General features: G+C 46.1%; 11 protein-coding genes. 4 read left to right on the plus strand and 7 right to left on the minus strand.

Annotated features, from left to right (window positions below; all coding sequences use genetic code 11):
* Positions 1-42 precede the first annotated feature (42 nt).
* From MKY63_RS06450 to MKY63_RS06460, 3 genes are all read right to left on the minus strand, one after another.
* Positions 43-5,097, minus strand: coding sequence for an S-layer homology domain-containing protein (locus MKY63_RS06450; RefSeq protein ID WP_339812093.1), 5,055 nt, complete (start codon positions 5,095-5,097; stop codon positions 43-45).
* 88 nt (positions 5,098-5,185) lie between these two features.
* The gene (locus tag MKY63_RS06455) at positions 5,186-5,362 is read right to left on the minus strand and encodes a hypothetical protein (RefSeq protein ID WP_339812096.1); all 177 of its coding nucleotides are present in this window, start codon (positions 5,360-5,362) and stop codon (positions 5,186-5,188) included.
* Positions 5,363-6,152: 790 nt separating this feature from the next.
* Positions 6,153-10,547 carry an S-layer homology domain-containing protein gene (locus tag MKY63_RS06460; protein WP_339812098.1) on the minus strand — a complete coding sequence of 1,465 codons (4,395 nt, stop codon included), beginning with the start codon at positions 10,545-10,547 and terminating at the stop codon, positions 6,153-6,155.
* A 168-nt stretch (positions 10,548-10,715) separates the two neighbouring features.
* Between MKY63_RS06460 and MKY63_RS06465 the strand changes: the two genes are divergently transcribed.
* A complete protein-coding gene (locus tag MKY63_RS06465) occupies positions 10,716-10,841 on the plus strand; it encodes a DUF4023 domain-containing protein (RefSeq protein WP_051491363.1) in 126 nt (41 codons plus the stop codon).
* Between the two features lie 98 nt (positions 10,842-10,939).
* On the opposite strand, the gene MKY63_RS06470 is transcribed toward MKY63_RS06465, so the two are convergent.
* Entirely contained in the window at positions 10,940-11,644 is a 705-nt protein-coding gene (locus tag MKY63_RS06470; protein WP_339812099.1) for a hypothetical protein, read from the minus strand.
* A gap of 186 nt (positions 11,645-11,830) precedes the next feature.
* Complete coding sequence (locus tag MKY63_RS06475) at positions 11,831-12,352, minus strand: GNAT family N-acetyltransferase (RefSeq protein ID WP_339812101.1); 522 nt, start codon at positions 12,350-12,352, stop codon at positions 11,831-11,833.
* Between the two features lie 169 nt (positions 12,353-12,521).
* Here MKY63_RS06475 and MKY63_RS06480 point away from each other — a divergent pair, with 169 nt between their 5' ends.
* Positions 12,522-14,117: an AMP-binding protein gene (locus MKY63_RS06480; protein WP_339813457.1), complete on the plus strand. Its 1,596-nt coding sequence runs from the start codon at positions 12,522-12,524 to the stop codon at positions 14,115-14,117.
* A gap of 88 nt (positions 14,118-14,205) precedes the next feature.
* Here MKY63_RS06480 and MKY63_RS06485 read toward each other — a convergent pair whose 3' ends face one another.
* Positions 14,206-14,784 carry an SMI1/KNR4 family protein gene (locus MKY63_RS06485; protein ID WP_076190140.1) on the minus strand — a complete coding sequence of 193 codons (579 nt, stop codon included), beginning with the start codon at positions 14,782-14,784 and terminating at the stop codon, positions 14,206-14,208.
* Between the two features lie 11 nt (positions 14,785-14,795).
* Entirely contained in the window at positions 14,796-15,233 is a 438-nt protein-coding gene (locus tag MKY63_RS06490; protein ID WP_036684913.1) for a HEAT repeat domain-containing protein, read from the minus strand.
* 227 nt (positions 15,234-15,460) lie between these two features.
* Here MKY63_RS06490 and MKY63_RS06495 point away from each other — a divergent pair, with 227 nt between their 5' ends.
* Together MKY63_RS06495 and MKY63_RS06500 are read left to right on the plus strand one after the other, a co-directional pair.
* Positions 15,461-15,961, plus strand: coding sequence for a DUF4358 domain-containing protein (locus MKY63_RS06495; protein WP_036684911.1), 501 nt, complete (start codon positions 15,461-15,463; stop codon positions 15,959-15,961).
* 6 nt (positions 15,962-15,967) lie between these two features.
* The gene (locus tag MKY63_RS06500) at positions 15,968-17,353 is read left to right on the plus strand and encodes an MBOAT family O-acyltransferase (RefSeq protein WP_339812105.1); all 1,386 of its coding nucleotides are present in this window, start codon (positions 15,968-15,970) and stop codon (positions 17,351-17,353) included.
* The last annotated feature ends 14 nt before the right edge of the window (positions 17,354-17,367 follow it).

Consider the following 17,367-nt stretch of genomic DNA (forward strand, 5'->3'; position numbering starts at 1 on the left):
AGCAAAGGGCTCCTTGGGCAGACCGTGGTGGGGCTATATAATCTACCGGATGTAATTCAAGATGAACTGCGCAGCCTCGGCACGGGTCGCCAAGCCACCGGGAACAAAATTCCCGTCCGTGCGGCCATTCACCAGACCCAGTGATGACGCAGCATTCACGCTGTCTGCCGCCCAGGCTGCTACCTCACCGGAATCGGTGAATGTTGCCGGGGCTGATGACTGAAGCGCTCCATGCTCCAGTACATAGGCACGCATTAGCATAGTGACAATCTCCTGGCGGCTGATGTTCGCACTCGGATCGAAGTGCTCAGCAGTGCGTCCGCCTACAATACCTGCCCGGACCAGACGCGCCAGGTCCTGCTCATACCAGACACCAGAAGGCACATCACTAAATTTCAATTCCGCCTGATCTTGCAGTCCCAGCACGCCAGCCAGCAGCTTCACAAATTCCGCTCTTGTAATACTGCGGGCGGGTTCAAATCCATTTTCGGAAGTGCCTTGTACCAGATGTTTAGCCGCCAGCTGGCGGATAGTGTCCGCAGCCCAGTGAGTAGACGGAACATCAGCGAAGGATTTATTGTACTCCAGCACAGCCAGCCTGCCTGTTCCGCTAAACTCCCCTTGCAGGAAGCCATTCGCGTACACTCCGCCGAGATAGGTAAGCGAACCCCCTTCAGCAATAGTATATAAACCAAGCAAATTAGTATTATAATCCGTATTTGTTGCATTCCATTGTAAGGTTACTGGTTTGCTGAAGCTTGGAAGACGGCTAGATGTGCCATTCCCCGCGATGATACTCAGATCAAACGTCATACCTGTACCCCGCAAGACCACCCCACGCTCTGCTTTCAGTGTGCTCATGTTCAAAGTCTCCGGGCTGAGCTTCACCAGAATCTTGCCGCCTGAAGCTTGGGCTTCATTAAGCAGAGCCTTCAATTGCACCAGCAATTCCGGCGCAATACCAAGTGTGGTTCCCGAGGCAGCCAATTCAAGTTGATGGATCCCTAGCAATTCACCTGCATTCACAGGCAGCTCGATAGCTGTAACGCCTGCCGGCATATTTACCGTCACTTTGCCGTTCTCAGTAGATGTACTGAGTGCACTTGCTGGAACTGTCAAAGTTGTGCTAGTAGGACTTGGAAGCGGCGTTGCTGTCGCTGCCGGAGTCGTCCCACCAGTTCCCGTACCTGTCCCTGGAGCCGATGTCGGCTGCGGTGTAGATACAGGAGTATTGTAGACCTTGAAATCAATAGTTCCGCTCTTTTGAACAGCCGTATAAGGGTGGCCATTCAGTATTTTGGTGTTAGTGACTACGGCCGTGTACTCGCCGCTGTCCGTTTCTTTTGCAGAAGCAATGGTATAATCACGCTCCACAGCACCTTCAATGGCCTGCCCGTCTTTCAACCATTGGTAGCTTAACTCGCCATAAACTGCAGAAGCTACTACGGCAAAAGAGACCTTATCACCTACAACTGCCGGATTCTTATCTACACTATTAGAGGTGATAATTGGCGCATCGGGTGCCGGATGTACTGTCACCGTAAGTTCATTACCGGTTCTTGTTGATGGCTCCGTTCCCTCTTTTCCAGTCAGAACCACACGGAACTGCGTACCGCTGTCTGCTTCAGAAGCAGTAAATGCGTATACCGCCGAAGTCACGCTCTCCGCTACAGTCCATTCCTCTGCGGTTGCTGCCTTCGTCTCCCAGCGAATCGATTCCACATCCCCGCGGATCTGAATGAACAGCTTCACTTCTTCACCAGTAATGGCATCAAGTGCAGAAGGAAGATCGGTTATGAAATCAGGCGCTTCCCATGGTGCTTCAGCCGGAGTTACGTTAAGTGTGTACTCTGCTTCACTGCTGTCACCAGATTCATTGGTGACGATGACCTTGTACTTATTGCCATTCATCCCGGTAGTCAAAGCCGGGATAGTATAGAAGGCGGACATTCCCAGCACATCTCCATAACCGCTGCCTGTGTCCGCATACCAGGCATAAGTCAGCTGCCCTGCGCCAGTGGCAACTGCCGTTAGTGTCGCGGACGTATTTTCACGGAAGGAACCTTCCCCTACGATCTGCACCTTTGGAGCTTGCAAGACCCACTTCGCCTGCAAGTTCAGTTCACCGGTTATTAGATCTTCGGCAAAATTCCATCTTCGCGCACCTTCTCCTTCTCCAACATACCAGCCTTCCAGGTCATAACCCTCTCTGGCAATGCCTGTAGGCTCCATCAGCAAAGTGCCATACACAGCCTCGGCCACAGTATTTGCTGGTTCACCCCCATTAGCATCAAAGAGAACGGGATAGCTTCCTTTCAGATAGACAGGTTTGGAGCGGTTGCCTGCATAATCCTCCATCACCACATGCACAACTTTTGCCGACGAGGTGAAGCTTAAGCTCGCCTTAGTTGTCCGTCCACGGATAATCATCGGCTTATTGCCAGAGCTATACGTTGTGGCAAAAGATTTTGCATTCCCATCCTCATACACATACATATACCGCCAGTCTCTGGTATTCGGCATCGGCAGATTCAGTTTGCCGTCCGTCCAGGACCATTTTTCCGCGTAAGGTTCCGCAACCGTGTCGATGAACTGGCCGCTGACCGAGACTGGATCCGTGTTGCCTGCGGTAACGGTGACAATGTAATCATCGCCGTTTACTGGCATCCCCGTGAACAGCGCAGTGCTTGCACCTGCCGGGACAACCACTTGCTGTGACACCGGTTCGGATGTCGTAATCCAATTCAAAGACTGCACTCGAACGGTAATGTCACCGGAAGCTTGGGCGGAGTTCGTCCAGTTCACAGTCAACTCCCCGTCCGCGCTTGAATCCACCTTCACTCCGGAAACCGCCGCATCCAGATCAAAAGCCAGCGTTGACGCTTCACCCTCCACTCCATCCGCACCCACTGCAACCACTTTAAGGGTTCCGGATTTCACCGGGAGATGCTTCAGGTAGAACACCTCATCGTATTTGCCGCCCATAAATACATCATTCACGTACACATTATATTGCTTGATCTTAGTGTAATCGGGATCTAGCTTCCACTTCACAACCATCTCACCTGAATCTGTAAAAGCTTCCGCAACTGCTAATTCCGCAGGAGCTGCGGGCTTTACGGCAGACCCGTCATAAACGCGCAGCTGTCCGACGTTCATCTGGTAGGTGGACGCTGTTCCTTGCCCGGGATCGAAGACCAGTCCAAGGGCTGCAATATTATGACCCGCGTATGCACTCAAGTCCAACTCCTTTGTCACCCAACCTTCCGAGTGCTGACCACTGTTTGGAACAGCGACCTCTACTACGGTATTCGGATCATCAGCCAGGATGAGTCCTACCGCCATCGCCGAAGCATCCGTGGCAGATGGCTTATTGAAGCTGATCGACAGCTTGGAGTTGCCGTTGACCTCCAGCTCTGTTTTGTACAGACGCAAGAAGTTCTTCGCATTCAGATTGCCGTTCACCACCAGTGAACTGCCACCGTTATACGCACCGATCTGCTCATAGTTGTAACGGTTTGTACCCGCAAGGTTGTACTCCGGTCCATAATCAAAATCTACAGTAAGCTTATTGCCAGCAGTATCCTGCCACCACTGCCAAGTCACTGGGATATCCTGCAGGCTCATATTAGACCACTCATCCGGGTTCGATACTTGACCGTTCACGGAATAGGACAAGCCCTGTCCAGTGTTAAAATTGGTGTAAAAGTTCTTGTCCTTAATTACCGAACGCTCCGCAATGACGGACGAGATTCCCGGCCAGTAACGGTTGTCAGCATAAACATCGGACACGGTATTGGTTGCCGATTTGACCGTATTCTTAGGGTCCACGTTCGGGCCTGACCACCATAGCTGCTCACGCAGTTTTGTCATCCATTGGTAGTCATTTTCGGATCTGTGCGAGACCGGGTAAGACAGGTTCATGTCCTCATCCAGACCGGCATGAACAAAGTCCGCACCGAGTGTAGCCAAGCTGAGCCGCGGCAAGCCATTGCTGTCCAGCTTGCTCATCAACGCTGTTCCGTTAACGGACTTGAACCGGTCGCGGCCTGCTTCCAGCCCTGCAAAGCCAACTTCAAACAAGTTGTAGCTTGTTCCCAGACTGGCATTCAGATTGCTTAAGTAATTAGCCGCGTTGGTAATCTGTGTATTGCCAGCCCCGTAGTCGAAGAAAAACGAATTGGAGACGGGTTCCTTGGTGCTTTTATCCACTAAAAAGGAGATATTGGTATCATTAATCGTCCGGGCGAACGTATTAGCACCGGTATTGGTGTTCAGCGAGTCGTACCACTGTACATACAGGCCGCCCTCTTGCAGCACCTTCATAAACGCGATGTAATCGGGGATATCCTGGGTCGCTACATTCGGATTCATCTCTTCCTGATTTACAAAATAACCGTCAAACCCGAAATATCCGGCCATCTCGATCAGTTTATCCGCCACCGGAAAATTACCATTCTCATCTTTAACTATCATTTGTTTGTACGTCTGCTGTCCACGGTCATTATTGGAAAAAAAGATTCCTGCCAATGACAGCACGCCGTTCTTATGCGCTGCATCGGTATAGGTAGGGTTCGGGATATTCAGCATGCCGAATTCGAACCATTTTTGCTGCCAGTCCTTCTGGGCCAATTCATCATAATATTCCGGCGGGGTGTACGCAGTCGCTGTACCGTGCCAATAAGAGTAGTAATCGATATATTGCCAAAAGTTAAAATGATACTGCGCAAACTTGTTCGTATACGGCGCGTTCTCAATAAAAGCATTCCCGTAGTCGCCAGCAACGTTGATCATCTGTGTATCTGCGCTAAGCGCTGGGTTAGCTTGGGTTGCAGCAAATGGGGCATTCCGCTTCTGCAGCGGCACCCGCGATCTCAACAGCTCTGCATCCGGATCGGTTGCCGGACTCCAGTTCGCAATATGGCTGCTCGTATATCCATGTACATTAGGCTGATTGGCACCCGGCGCACTGTCTCCTGTAAAAGGCCACGTATCGCCGGCGTAAGCCGTTAGGGGAAGTCCTGAAACTAGCAAAGCTGCCGCCAGAACAGCTGATGTCAGCTTACGACGCGCCTTTTTACCGGTGTGAAGGTTCATTTTCCACTCTCCTCGTCCTGTAGTTGTTTCGGTTACTCTCATCCATGAAGCGTAATGTGTCTCACTATGTCGCCGAACAGCAAGTAGATTACTTCTGTTGTCCCGTCCCTCTGCTGCTCCTACCCTCTTCTGCTTCTGCTTCTACTTCTACTTCTACTTCTACTTCTACTTCTACTTCTACTCTCTTCTGCCTACAGATTCTGTATCCAACCACATTCGTGCAAGCACATTCTGTATTCAACCCCGATCGTGCAAGCGCATTCAATTTTGTCGGCAACCCTCCTGCCTTACTTTGATTAGTCCACCCTAATCTAACCCAGATCTTTCCTTACAAATAGCCGCAAAATTAAAGATATGCTGGATAAATTAAAGATTATCGTGCTATCAGGGCTCGATATCCTGGCAATGAGTGGGTCGTTAAACATATGTTGGTTGAAAATATAAAGAGGATGAAGGAGCGTGGTCTCTTTTGCCTCTTATCTCCGCCAATCCGCCGCATTCGCTCATTTCTGAGGCACTTTTGCCTCTCTTTTACGCCGCACCGCCGCATTCACTCACTTCAAAGGCACTTTTGCCTCTCTTTCGCACCACTCCGCCGTATTCACTCAGATCAAAGGCACTTTTGCCTCTCATTTCCCCCAATCGCCGCATTCGCTCATTTCAGAGGCACTTTTGCCTCTCTTTCACGCCCATCCGCCGCATTCACTCCAATCAGAGGCACTTTTGCCTCTCTTTCACGCCAATCCGCCTCATTTACTCAGATCAAAGGCATTTTTGCCTCTCTTTTACACCACTCCGCCATATTCACTCCAATCAGAGGCATTTTTGCCTCTCTTTCACGCCAATCCGCCGCATTCACTCCAATCAAAGGCACTTTTGCCTCTCTTTACTGCAACTCCGCCGTATTCGCTCATTTCAGAGGCACTTTTGCCTCTCTTTTACGCCACACCACCGTATCGCCGCCTCCCTCACACTACCCAGCTACGAAAAAAAGATTGCCTCTCCGTCATCAACGATGACCTTGAGGCAATCTTTTTTCAAACCATCCGATTTAGTTACTTTCCTTGCTTCTCCAGCAGGTTCAGAATGATTGTTACTGCTTCGGCCCGGGACGCTACCTGGTTAGGTGCGAAACGATTTTGTCCTATGCCATTCACAATGCCCGCTTCTACTGCTGCCGCAATATATGGCACTGCCCATGCGGGTACATCCTTAGCATCATTGAAGGTTAAGGTCGCTTTTGGATCTACTGTAATGCCCAGAGCCCTAACAACCATAACTGCCAATTCAGTACGAGTAAGCTCCTGCGTAGGACGGAAGGTACCATCGTCATAGCCGCTGATAATTTGCAAAGCTACTGCCTGAGCCACAAAGGACTTAGCCCATGCCGGAATCTTCGCTGAATCCTTAAAGCTTGAAGTGCTACCACTGTCCGGCAATTGCAGGGCACGAGCCAGCATAGTGATAAATTCAACCCGATTTACTTTCTGATTAGGACGGAAAGTATTATCCGGATAACCGCTAACGAAGCCCCCTGCTACTGCTTTCTCAATAGCCGCTGCTGCCCAATGGCTGCCAGTATCCGTCAATGATGGTTTGACTACTGGTGTTGCAGTTGGTGTAGGCACCGTTGTTGGTGTTGGTGCTGGTGTAGCTGTTGGTGCTACTGTTGGCGTTGGCGTTGGCGTTGCTGTTGGTTTTGTTGTTGTCACTGGTCCTGTTGATGATCCTGTTGTTGGTGCTGCTGTTGGTGCTGTCGTTGGCGCTGTTGTCGGTTCCGTTGTTGGTGCTGTCGTTGGCGCTGTTGTCGGTTCCGTTGTTGGTGCTGTCGTCGGTTCCGTTGTCGGCGTTGTTGTAGGTTCTGGTGTTGGGTTTACTTCAGGATCTGACTCCTTAATAATACCGAACTCTTCCAGAACATATGGTTTAGCATCATTAATATTCTGATCGATCTCATAAGATACAGCTGTTAATTTGCCAGCATCTACAGTAATACCTACAAAGGTCTGAACTTGACCGCGTTTTGGACGCGTAGCATCACTTGGGTCCGGTCCGTATTTAGCTGCTGTATTTTCATTTGCTACTTCAAAGAGATTATAATACGCATCTCCCAATTCTGGTTTCATGTTCTTGTAGTAAACCTTCGCTCCCGCTGTAGCTGGGATCAGATAGATCGTTCCATCTGGATTTACTGTGTACTCTACAGTTTGACCATTGAAGCTTTCCTTGATCTTCACTGTGTCTGCCGCAGTTCCATCAGCTTTAATTGGCTTGGTCCGGGCATAAATATGGTCGTGGCCTTGAAGAACTAAGTCAATGCCCAGTTCAGCCATCATTGGAGCAACCTTCGCTCTTTCTCCATTTGTACCCATAATGTCTTTGTCAGTAGCATGGTTAGAGGTTGTGTATGGACCTTTATGCATAGCTACGATAATCCATTTCGCACCAGCAGCTTTCGCTGCTTTTACGTCAGCCTTCATCCAATCCAACTGCGCTTGGCTGAAGTTAGCAAATTCATCGGAATTCTCATTTGTATTCAGGACTACAAAGTGAGCATTGCTGTAGTCATAGGAATAATATGCTCCAGTTTCTGTTGCAGAGCCCGGTGCTTCCTTAATATTGTAGTGCTCATAGAAGGCATTTGCCTTATCCTCATGATTCCCCGCAACAGGCACGATGGTCGTGTTAAGCAGGGTATCTTGCGAATGACCAAGCAGCCAATTCCATTGTGATTCATTAGTTCCGGTATCCACGATATCTCCGTTAATCGCCACAAACTCAGCATTCGGGAACGTCGTAAGTGCTTTTGCCATCGTTTCACCGGAAAGAATCGCCTCATCTTCGGTCTTAGCCTGTGTATCAGCCAAATCGATGAAAGTAAATGCTCCTGTCTTAGCGGCAGTTTCAAAAGTTCCCACTGCACTCCACAGGCCTAGTGCTTTATCACCTACACGGAAGTAGTATTTTGTATCAGCTTTCAGGCCCGAAGCTTCCGCTTTATGGACTAATTCATCTTTTGAATTTCTGGAAACCGCCGAACGTCCTGTAAACGCAGCAGCCTTAGCAAAGTCTGGAGTAACGCCCGTATTTTCTACAACCTGCAGATCGTTTCCAGTAGACTTCAACGCTGTGTACCAAGTGAAGCCTTTTGCACTCACTGGGTCGCCATTAAAGGTAACTGTAACTTTTTTTATCGAATCCGTTGAAGCGATAGCAGCTTCTGAATTTGTTCTTTCACTTACAGCTTTGATAACAAATTGATAGGTTTGGTTTGGATTAGTATTTTCTACAGTGTAAGTATAAGAAGCTTTACCTTCTTCATTAGGAACACTGGCCGTCCAATTTGCCGATACCAGATCATTTTGCTCATAAATACGATATCCAGACACTGGTGCACCGGAAGCTGGCGCATCCCAAGTCAACGTTATTTTACCACCATCTGCTGCAGTAGCCTTTGCATTTTGTACAGGTTTAACTGCTACTTCCGATTTATGAATGCTGTAGTTATCATACAAGTCTGTAGAACCACCAGTTGTTGTGGTGTAGGCTTCGTAAGATAGCTCATCATTCGTTACCGTCATCCCCGTGAACATTTCCTTGCCAGGCTGTCCGTATTTAGCTGCAAAAGGGAATGTTCCTGAAGCTACGTTGTATTTCTTATTGCCCGCTGCATTTGTAATCAGGTATAAAGTACCCTTAGGATCAGTTACTACTCCGTTTGAGTCCGGAACAATATCCGTCAATGGCTTGTTGTTGTACATCTGATAACTTCTAGCAAAGGTGTGGTCGTGCCCGCCAATTACCATGTCGATACCAAGCTCATCAAACACCTTCGTTAATTGCGCTCTGTAAAAGAGTACATCTGTATCATTGGTGTGATTGGCAACGGAATAAGGAGATTTATGCAGAAGCACAACCTTCCATTTCTGATTGCTTTTTGCCGCTTCGCTACGAAGCCACTCCACTTGTTTATTGTAAATTTCGTTATTCTCAAGATTTGAGCTTGCACCATAATATTCTGTATTAATTACCATAAAGTGCGCTGAACCGTAGTCAAAAGAATATACAGAACCATCAGGTTTCGCGCCTGTATTCGAAACATTCGGCAAATTAAAATGAGCGCTATAATTGCTATAATTTTTGCTTTCATGGTTGCCTACCAAAGGGACCAACGGAATATTCGCTAAAATATCCTTAGGCTTATTGAAAAACCATCCCCATTGCTCCTCAATATCACCGTTATCCACCAAATCACCAGAATTCAGAATAAACTCACTTTCCGGGAATTTAGCTAATCCTTCTTGAAGGGTATGATTCCAGATATCAAAATCTTCTTCAGTTGTTCCTTGGGAATCCGTTGTATATAAGAATTTATAAGCCTGATTACTGGAGCTTTCTGTTTTAAAAGTTCCTACGTCACTCCAGTTATCAGCTTGTCCATCCCCAGCACGGTAAGCATATTCCGTTCCCGGCTGCAGATGATCCGCTATTACCTTATGGCTGGTTAGCACAACTGGTTTTTTAGCTGATTTATCCGCTTTTGTCATATACACACTAGTTGTAACGGATGTCCCTTCATAAGATTGAGCGCCTGCCGCTGGAAACTGGCCATTCTCCAATTTAGAAGCTTCTACTACTTCCAGTTTGGTGCCAGTCACACTTTCAGGTGCATACCAGTTGAATCCCATACTAGTCTGCGGGTTGCCATTAAAAGTAATTGCGATAGAATCAGGCTTCCCAACTCCAGGTTCTACTGTCTCCACTACAGGATAAGCAATCAGGCTCATATCCCAATAAAGGTCAGAGCTAGTGTCGCCCGTCTGGTGAACTTCAGCTGAAAGCTCATTACTTCCATCCTTCAGATTGGCTTTTACGATTTCCGTTAGGTCAACCTTTGTATACTCATTTGGATCACTGCCATTAGTTGTACTAAGTGTCTGATAGTCGATTTCACCAGCTGGCATAGCCTCGCGGTAGATTTCTGCACCGTTCAGATACAGCACAACTCCGTCATCAAATGCAAAATTACCCAATACTTTATCCGATTTCGTAATTTCTTCCTTATTCACAGTTACATTTGTCCGGAAATAGGAAGTACGATATTTCTTCTTTTTATCCGTGCCGTAGCTTATATTTGTATTCAGAGCACCAAATTGCTTGCTGCTGACTCCGGCCCCAGAATCTTTATAACCAAGCGGCGCTTGGCCTGATGCCCATGTAGAATCCTCGTAAACAGACCGCCATACCGAACCTTGATCCGTTCCGTTATCTAGATATTTCCATGTAGAATTGCCCGCCAGTAGTGTAATTGGCTCTAGCGTTTGTAATTGCAGTAATCCAGCATCCTCATTGCTGTCTTCTGCAAAAGCTGGCATTCCTGTAAATGTAAGTCCCAGTACCATAACGAAGGCTAGTGTCATGGATACTGCTTGTTTTAATAACCTGTTCATAATCAGTCTCCCTTACTGTTATTATGAAATGCTTGCATCCATTCATAGTAACTACTAAATATTTTCACAATGTACGGATTGATCCACTAGTTTGTAAAAACGGCTTGTGTATTTAATCAGGCAAAAGTGGTTACAGTAACGGCAAGGTTATGATCAAGGAGGACAAACATGGACGATACTCAGGCTTTTGTAGACAAAGTACACGACACCCAGAAGAAAGCAGAAAAGAACAAACAGAATCACGGTAAAGGAACACCAAGCCAAAAGCTGCCTAATAAACAGCACAGTAAATAGAACACCCCTACACGAAAACAAAAAAAGCAGCAAGCCCTCCAGGATCGGAGTGGCTTGCTGCTTTACTTTTTGTAAATTGAGCTTTGCTTTTAAAGGAGTTATTTACTCCATTTCACCACATTCACGGCTACCTTCTCTAATTGCGCCTTGCTCAAAGCCTTGTCTGGAGAACTAATCGTCACAAAACGATCATCCAGTTTATAGGTCAAAAACAATGAATCGCTGGTAGGGCTGTACCACTTAGCTTCTGTACCATTGGAAAGCTTTATGGTATCGCCTTTGTAATCATAGGAGTAGTCACGTGGAGAAACGTTCACCCTCATATGGTCGAACAAAAAGTACACTCCATCTTCAGAGCTAGCTGCTTTTTGAAAAGCGTCTCCACTCACCATTTGTGCTGGTGCATATACCGTTTTAAACCCATCGAAATTTGCAAAAGCTTTAGAAATTTGTTCTTTTTGAGCGTTGCTGTACTGTACTGGTGTTAATGTATCTTTATCCGGCACCGCAGTTCCAGTACCCAGAATGACCTGATTCGCCACCGCATCAAAAGTCACTGGCACCTTCAACACGTCAGCCAAGGCACGTACAGGAAGGTAGGTTGTATTGTTATAAGTAATCGGAGCTAATGTGTTACCTTTATTATCAACAGGTGTATAAGCTGCACCATTCACTTTAAATCCAATGCTGTGATTGAGGTATGCGGTGATTTTTTGCAGCTTGGTTCCTGCGTACACACCAGCCGAACCTGTGATTGCCATCCCAAATACCATCGTTGCTATAATGAACTTTTTACTTTTCATATGTTATGCCTCCTTAGAAGTTCAATCTCGGTTTTTACTTTAGCTCAAGTTTTAAAAGAATATGTCTCTAAGTTGTATTTAACTTGTACCCAATTTGTAAAGAAACTATTCATCTGGAGCTCTGGTTTGTATAAAAAAAACAGCAACCCGCTTATCCCATAAGGATTTAACGGATTGCTGAGAGCTTTAACCTTGATACGGAGTTGTAACCTTATACACATCTGAATATAAAATTTCTCTATAAAGTTGGAATTCTTCTTCATCAACAGGGTTAGGGTAAGTCATAATTAAGAGTGGTAAGTCTTCATTTCCTTCACGCAAAGGAGGCTGTACATAATCGTAAGGATTCAAATGAAAGCCCAGCCGCTCATAAAAGCCGATTCTCCGCTGCTCCATTTCACCCAGTGGCCGCTCAACTTCCAAAAGGACAGGCTTGTTAGATAGACTGATGTATTCAGTCATCAGCTTTTTGCCAATTCCTCCGCCTCTGATGCTCGGGTCGACTGCAATATGTTCTACAAAACGAAAGCCGGGGAACTCCCAGCAGGCCATAAAAGCAACAATTTTACCCTCAGAATTCATCTCGGTAATGAGACGATAATCTGGAACATCCAATAGCTCCTGTTGTCCCTCAAAGGTTCTGATCTCAGAAGTAGGAAATGAGGCTTCCATAATAGCGAATATTTCATCAAAAGTTGTGTGATTCATAACATAAGTTCTCACTTTCTGGATTTGTGGTCTATTATAAGTTTACCTTACACATATTATCTTAACCCGAAATTCATTAAGAACTCAAGGTACTAGTACCTGGTACTAGGATAACGTGATATACTAAATAGAACAGTTATACACATCTTGTTTGATATAGGAGGGGTTCATATTGGATAATCAGCAATGGATCGCACCTGAGTTCTACAATCTCACTTCGGAAATGGAAAGCCATGCTCCTGAGAAGATTGCGCTTAAGTGGTTAAATGAGCAAGGAGATTATGAGGAAATAACTTACGGTGAATTACGCAAACAAGCTAACCGGCTGGCCGGAGGACTTGCGAAGCTTGGGCTGAAACAAGGGGATCGTGTTCTTGTTATGGTTCCACGCCGCATCATCGCTTATGTCATCTATTTAGCTTGTCTGAAACAAGGACTTGCCATCATTCCATCCTCAGAAATGCTGCGTGCCAAAGATTTATCCTACCGCCTGCGCCATTCTGAAGCCAGAGCGGTTATCGCTTGGTCCGAAGTAACCGGGGAAGTTAATAAAATCTCAGAGCATCTTCCTGCTCTCGATTACCGTCTTTCCGTATCTGGCAGCTCAGACGAACTCGGTGAAGGCTGGCTGGATCTAGAAAGTCTGATGGTCGGACAACCAGATACCTTCACAGCAGTCGCAAGCCGCCGGGATGATATGGCTATTCTCGCTTACACCTCAGGTACTACCGGCAACCCTAAAGCGGTCGTTCATAGTCACGGCTGGGGTTATGCTCACTTGCGGATCACCTCACCTCAATGGCTGGATATTCAAGGATCTGACACCGTCTGGGCAACAGCAGCTCCCGGCTGGCAAAAGTGGATCTGGAGTCCCTTCTTAACCGTTCTTGGCAACGGAGCTACAGGTTTTGTATATAGTGGATCCTTTCATCCCAAAAAATATTTGCAGCTATTGCAGGATCACAAAATTCAAGTATTATGCTGCACCCCAACAGAATATCGTCTAATGGCTAAAACAGAAGACTTAGGTCGTTACGACTTGTCTACCCTGCGTTGTGCAGTATCTGCCGGAGAGCCATTAAATCAAGAGGTCATTAACACCTTTCAGCGTGAGTTCGATATCACAATCCGTGATGGGTACGGCCAGACGGAGAGCACACTGATTATCGGGACACTCAAAGATACTCCAATACGCATTGGTTCTATGGGTAAATCAATCGCATCCGGCTTAGTCGAGGTTGTGGACGAAGACGGTAAGCCACTACCTGCTGGTGTGGTTGGTGATATTGCCGTACATTTGAGTATGCCAGCCCTGTTCCACACTTATTACAAAGATCCCGGTAGAAAAGAAAGCTCCACACACGGCGAATTCTTCATAACCGGCGACCGGGCAAAGAAGGATGAAGATGGTTATTTCTGGTTCGAGGGTCGTGGAGATGACATCATCATTAGCTCAGGTTACACTATCGGTCCTTTCGAGGTAGAAGAAGCATTGATGAAGCATGCCTCCGTCAAGGAATGTGCGGTCGTAGCCAGTCCAGACGAGATCCGTGGGCACATTGTTAAAGCATTTATCGTGCTCAAGGATGAGATTGTTGGTTCACCAGAGCTTGTAAAAGAGCTGCAATCCCATGTTAAAGAGTGGACAGCCCCTTATAAATATCCGCGCAAAATCGAGTTTATTCAGGATCTTCCGAAGACGACCTCCGGTAAAATACGGCGAGTAGAGCTTCGTGAGCAAGAGAACCAAGCTGCGCAGGAATAAACATAGCCATAAAATTCACCTTATTAAAAAATAAAGAGCAGCTAGTCCATAAATGGACTGCTGCTCTTGTTTATTTGGCATCAGGTCGTTACTCGGACCAATATTTCGCATCCGGGTTCAGCGCCGCGCCAACTTCGCCTTCTAATACTAAATCGCAATCGAGGTAGCCCTCTTCATCCAGGAAATAAACCTCCTGCTTGTAGAACTCGCATAAGGTCTCTAGGAATTTATCAGGCGAATCATACATCACAATTAAATCGCCGAAATCATGGAGCAGGTCACATACCTGTTCCACACCCTCAGCAGACTTATAATAACAAATGAAATCACTGCCATAGTTCGTTAAGATAGGCAAGATAACTCCATCAGGATGTTGACCTTTTTCCTCCAATATCCCAGCTAATACCTTCATCTCCTCTTCATATTCATCCATATGAATCAGGCGGTACCCTGGAATAAATTCGATAAGGCTTGGCTCCTCTTCCTCACTGCTTGTCCCTGAGACAGTGCTATAAATAGCTTTCAGCAGTTCAGGAGTCTCCGGCAAAACAGCCGTAATCTTTGCTTCGTTACCACCCTTGCCCAAGCTGGCAATATAATCAGGGCGTAATTCTGCGGACAGCTTAAGGTATTCTTGAAATTGTTCTGTCAATTTATTGGTGTGCATATTGTCATCCTTTACTTATTTGCGGAAGTCCACATCTTCATCAGCCACGTATCGAAGTCAGCGCCTTTTTCACCTTCATAAGCGTCGTACACGTCAACTCTCATCTTCTTCAGCTTCTCTTTGAAGTCCTCGTAAGAATGATCTCTTGGCAGGCTCTTTTTAATTCTCAGCAGGATCTTGGATACGCCTTTAACTAGTTCAGGCTTGTTCTTCGATGGCACCTTAACGTCTTCACCAAAAGCCTTCAGCTTAAGGTAAGCAGCTTCTTGAACTGTATATACAGGATCGCTCTCCATTAAACGCGTCAGGATATCGATAATTTGTTTGTGGTTGGTCTGTCCCAGCTCTTCAACTGCTTCTAGACGCGCTCTCCAATCCGCAGAGCGGTTGGCAGCTTTCTTTAATTCCTCATAATTCTCCGGTAGTTCATTGTTCAGTTCTTCGATCATTCCGTTCAATCCCCTTCTATTAAAAACTATCTATCTTACAGTAACAGTATAACCAACCATTGCGCAAGCTAAGAGAGGAAGATCTTTGCATGAATTCATGTGAATATCATATTTCCGCAAAAATATGGGTAAAGTATCCGAAGTAAGTATCCAGCGCAACATTCTATCGACTATATACGTTAGTAACTAGAGAAATTCAGACAATACATCAAGGAGAGTGACCTAAGTTGAAAAAGCATACCTTCATGCTAGCGTTAACCATTGTACTAAGTGTGGTGCTTGGCGCCTGTTCCAGCAACAACAGTAACAATGGAGCTGCCATTGAAACGAATCTAACTGCAAAAGAAATGGTCGATCAAATGCTGAGCAAAGTAGAGCAGCCATCTTTAATGGAGCTTGATGCGGCTACAGTTGAACAGCTATATCATCTCAACCCAGAATTACTTGAAGATTATAGCATTAGAATGCCTATGATGAATGTGAAAACTAACGAAATTGCGGTTCTGAAAGTTAAAGATGTAAAAGATATGACCACTGTTGAGGATGCCATTAAAGCGCGTGCAACAGATGTTCAAAAACAATTCGAAACTTATCTGCCTGATCAATACGAAAATGCCAAGAATTATAAACTTATTAAAAAGGGTAACTATTTCCTGTTCGTTATTGCTGATCCTGCGGATCAAGATAAACTCGTAGCAGACTTCGATACTTACTTCACAGAAAAATAAATAACCATGGTATTCAGCAGCCTACTTTTCCTATTCCTATTCCTGCCGGCTGTCCTAGCGCTCTACTATGTTTCGCCCTGGCGAATCAAAAACCTCATATTGTTTTTAAGCAGCCTGGTTTTTTATGCTTGGGGCGAACCTGTCTACATTGTAATCATGTTGCTGTCCACCATTACAGATTACAGCTTTGGTCTACTGCTCAGCAGACCAAAGCTGACTGCGGTGCAGCGCAAGTGGATTGTGGTTAGTTCCGTCATTATTAATCTAGGCTTATTGTCGTATTTTAAATACGCAGATTTTCTCATCCAAAATATAAATGGACTCCTCGGTACACACATTCCTTTAACGGATTTACCTTTACCTATTGGGATTTCATTTTATACTTTTCAATCCATGTCCTACATTATTGACGTCTATAGAGGAACTTCGAAAGCACAACGCAATTGGATTGATTTCGGTACATTCGTAGCCCTGTTTCCACAGTTAGTAGCAGGTCCGATTGTTCAATATAACACCATTGCCGGGCAACTACGTGAACGTTCGGTCGATATCTCCATGTTCGCAGAAGGTGTACGGAGATTCATAATCGGATTAGCCAAAAAAGTACTGCTCGCCAACAACATCGGTCTGCTCTGGCACACCATATCCAGCTCCAACCTAGATTCCCTGCCTGCTTTTACCGCTTGGCTTGGGATTATTGCGTTTGCTTTTCAGATCTATTTTGACTTCAGCGGGTATTCGGATATGGCTATTGGTCTCGGTCTCATGTTCGGCTTCCGCTTTAACGAGAACTTCAACAAACCTTATATCTCTCAGAGTATTACTGACTTCTGGCGGAGATGGCATATTTCCCTTAGCAGTTGGTTTCGTGACTACGTCTATATCCCGCTTGGAGGCAACCGCCGGGGGTTAGGCGTCCAAGTGCGCAACATCCTCATCGTATGGCTGCTCACGGGTATCTGGCACGGAGCCAGCTGGAATTTTCTGCTCTGGGGATTATACTTCGGGGTCATTCTTATCTTTGAAAAATGGTGGGGATTAAAGCTGCTAAGCCGTCTCCCCCGTTGGACAAGGCATTTATATGCCGTAGTACTTATTCTCATCGGATGGGTCTTATTCGCCTTTGAAGAACTTCCTCTGGTCATTGGCTACTTCCAAGCGATGTTTGGCTTTAATGGACAGCCATTATGGAATAACACCACTTTATACTTCACTTACACAAACGCGATTCTACTCGTGGTGTTAACCTTTGCCTCTACACCTGTGAAGCTCTCCAAGCGGATGGATTCTAGATCGGTTCCTGCTCTTGTTTGGTATGGCGTGTTATTTTTCCTATCTGTTGCCTACTTAGTAGATGCAACCTTTAATCCATTTTTATATTTCCGATTCTAACCATTAGGGGGTGA

Source organism: Paenibacillus sp. FSL R7-0189, assembly GCF_037969925.1.
In the GTDB taxonomy this organism is placed as follows: domain Bacteria; phylum Bacillota; class Bacilli; order Paenibacillales; family Paenibacillaceae; genus Paenibacillus_AQ; species Paenibacillus_AQ odorifer.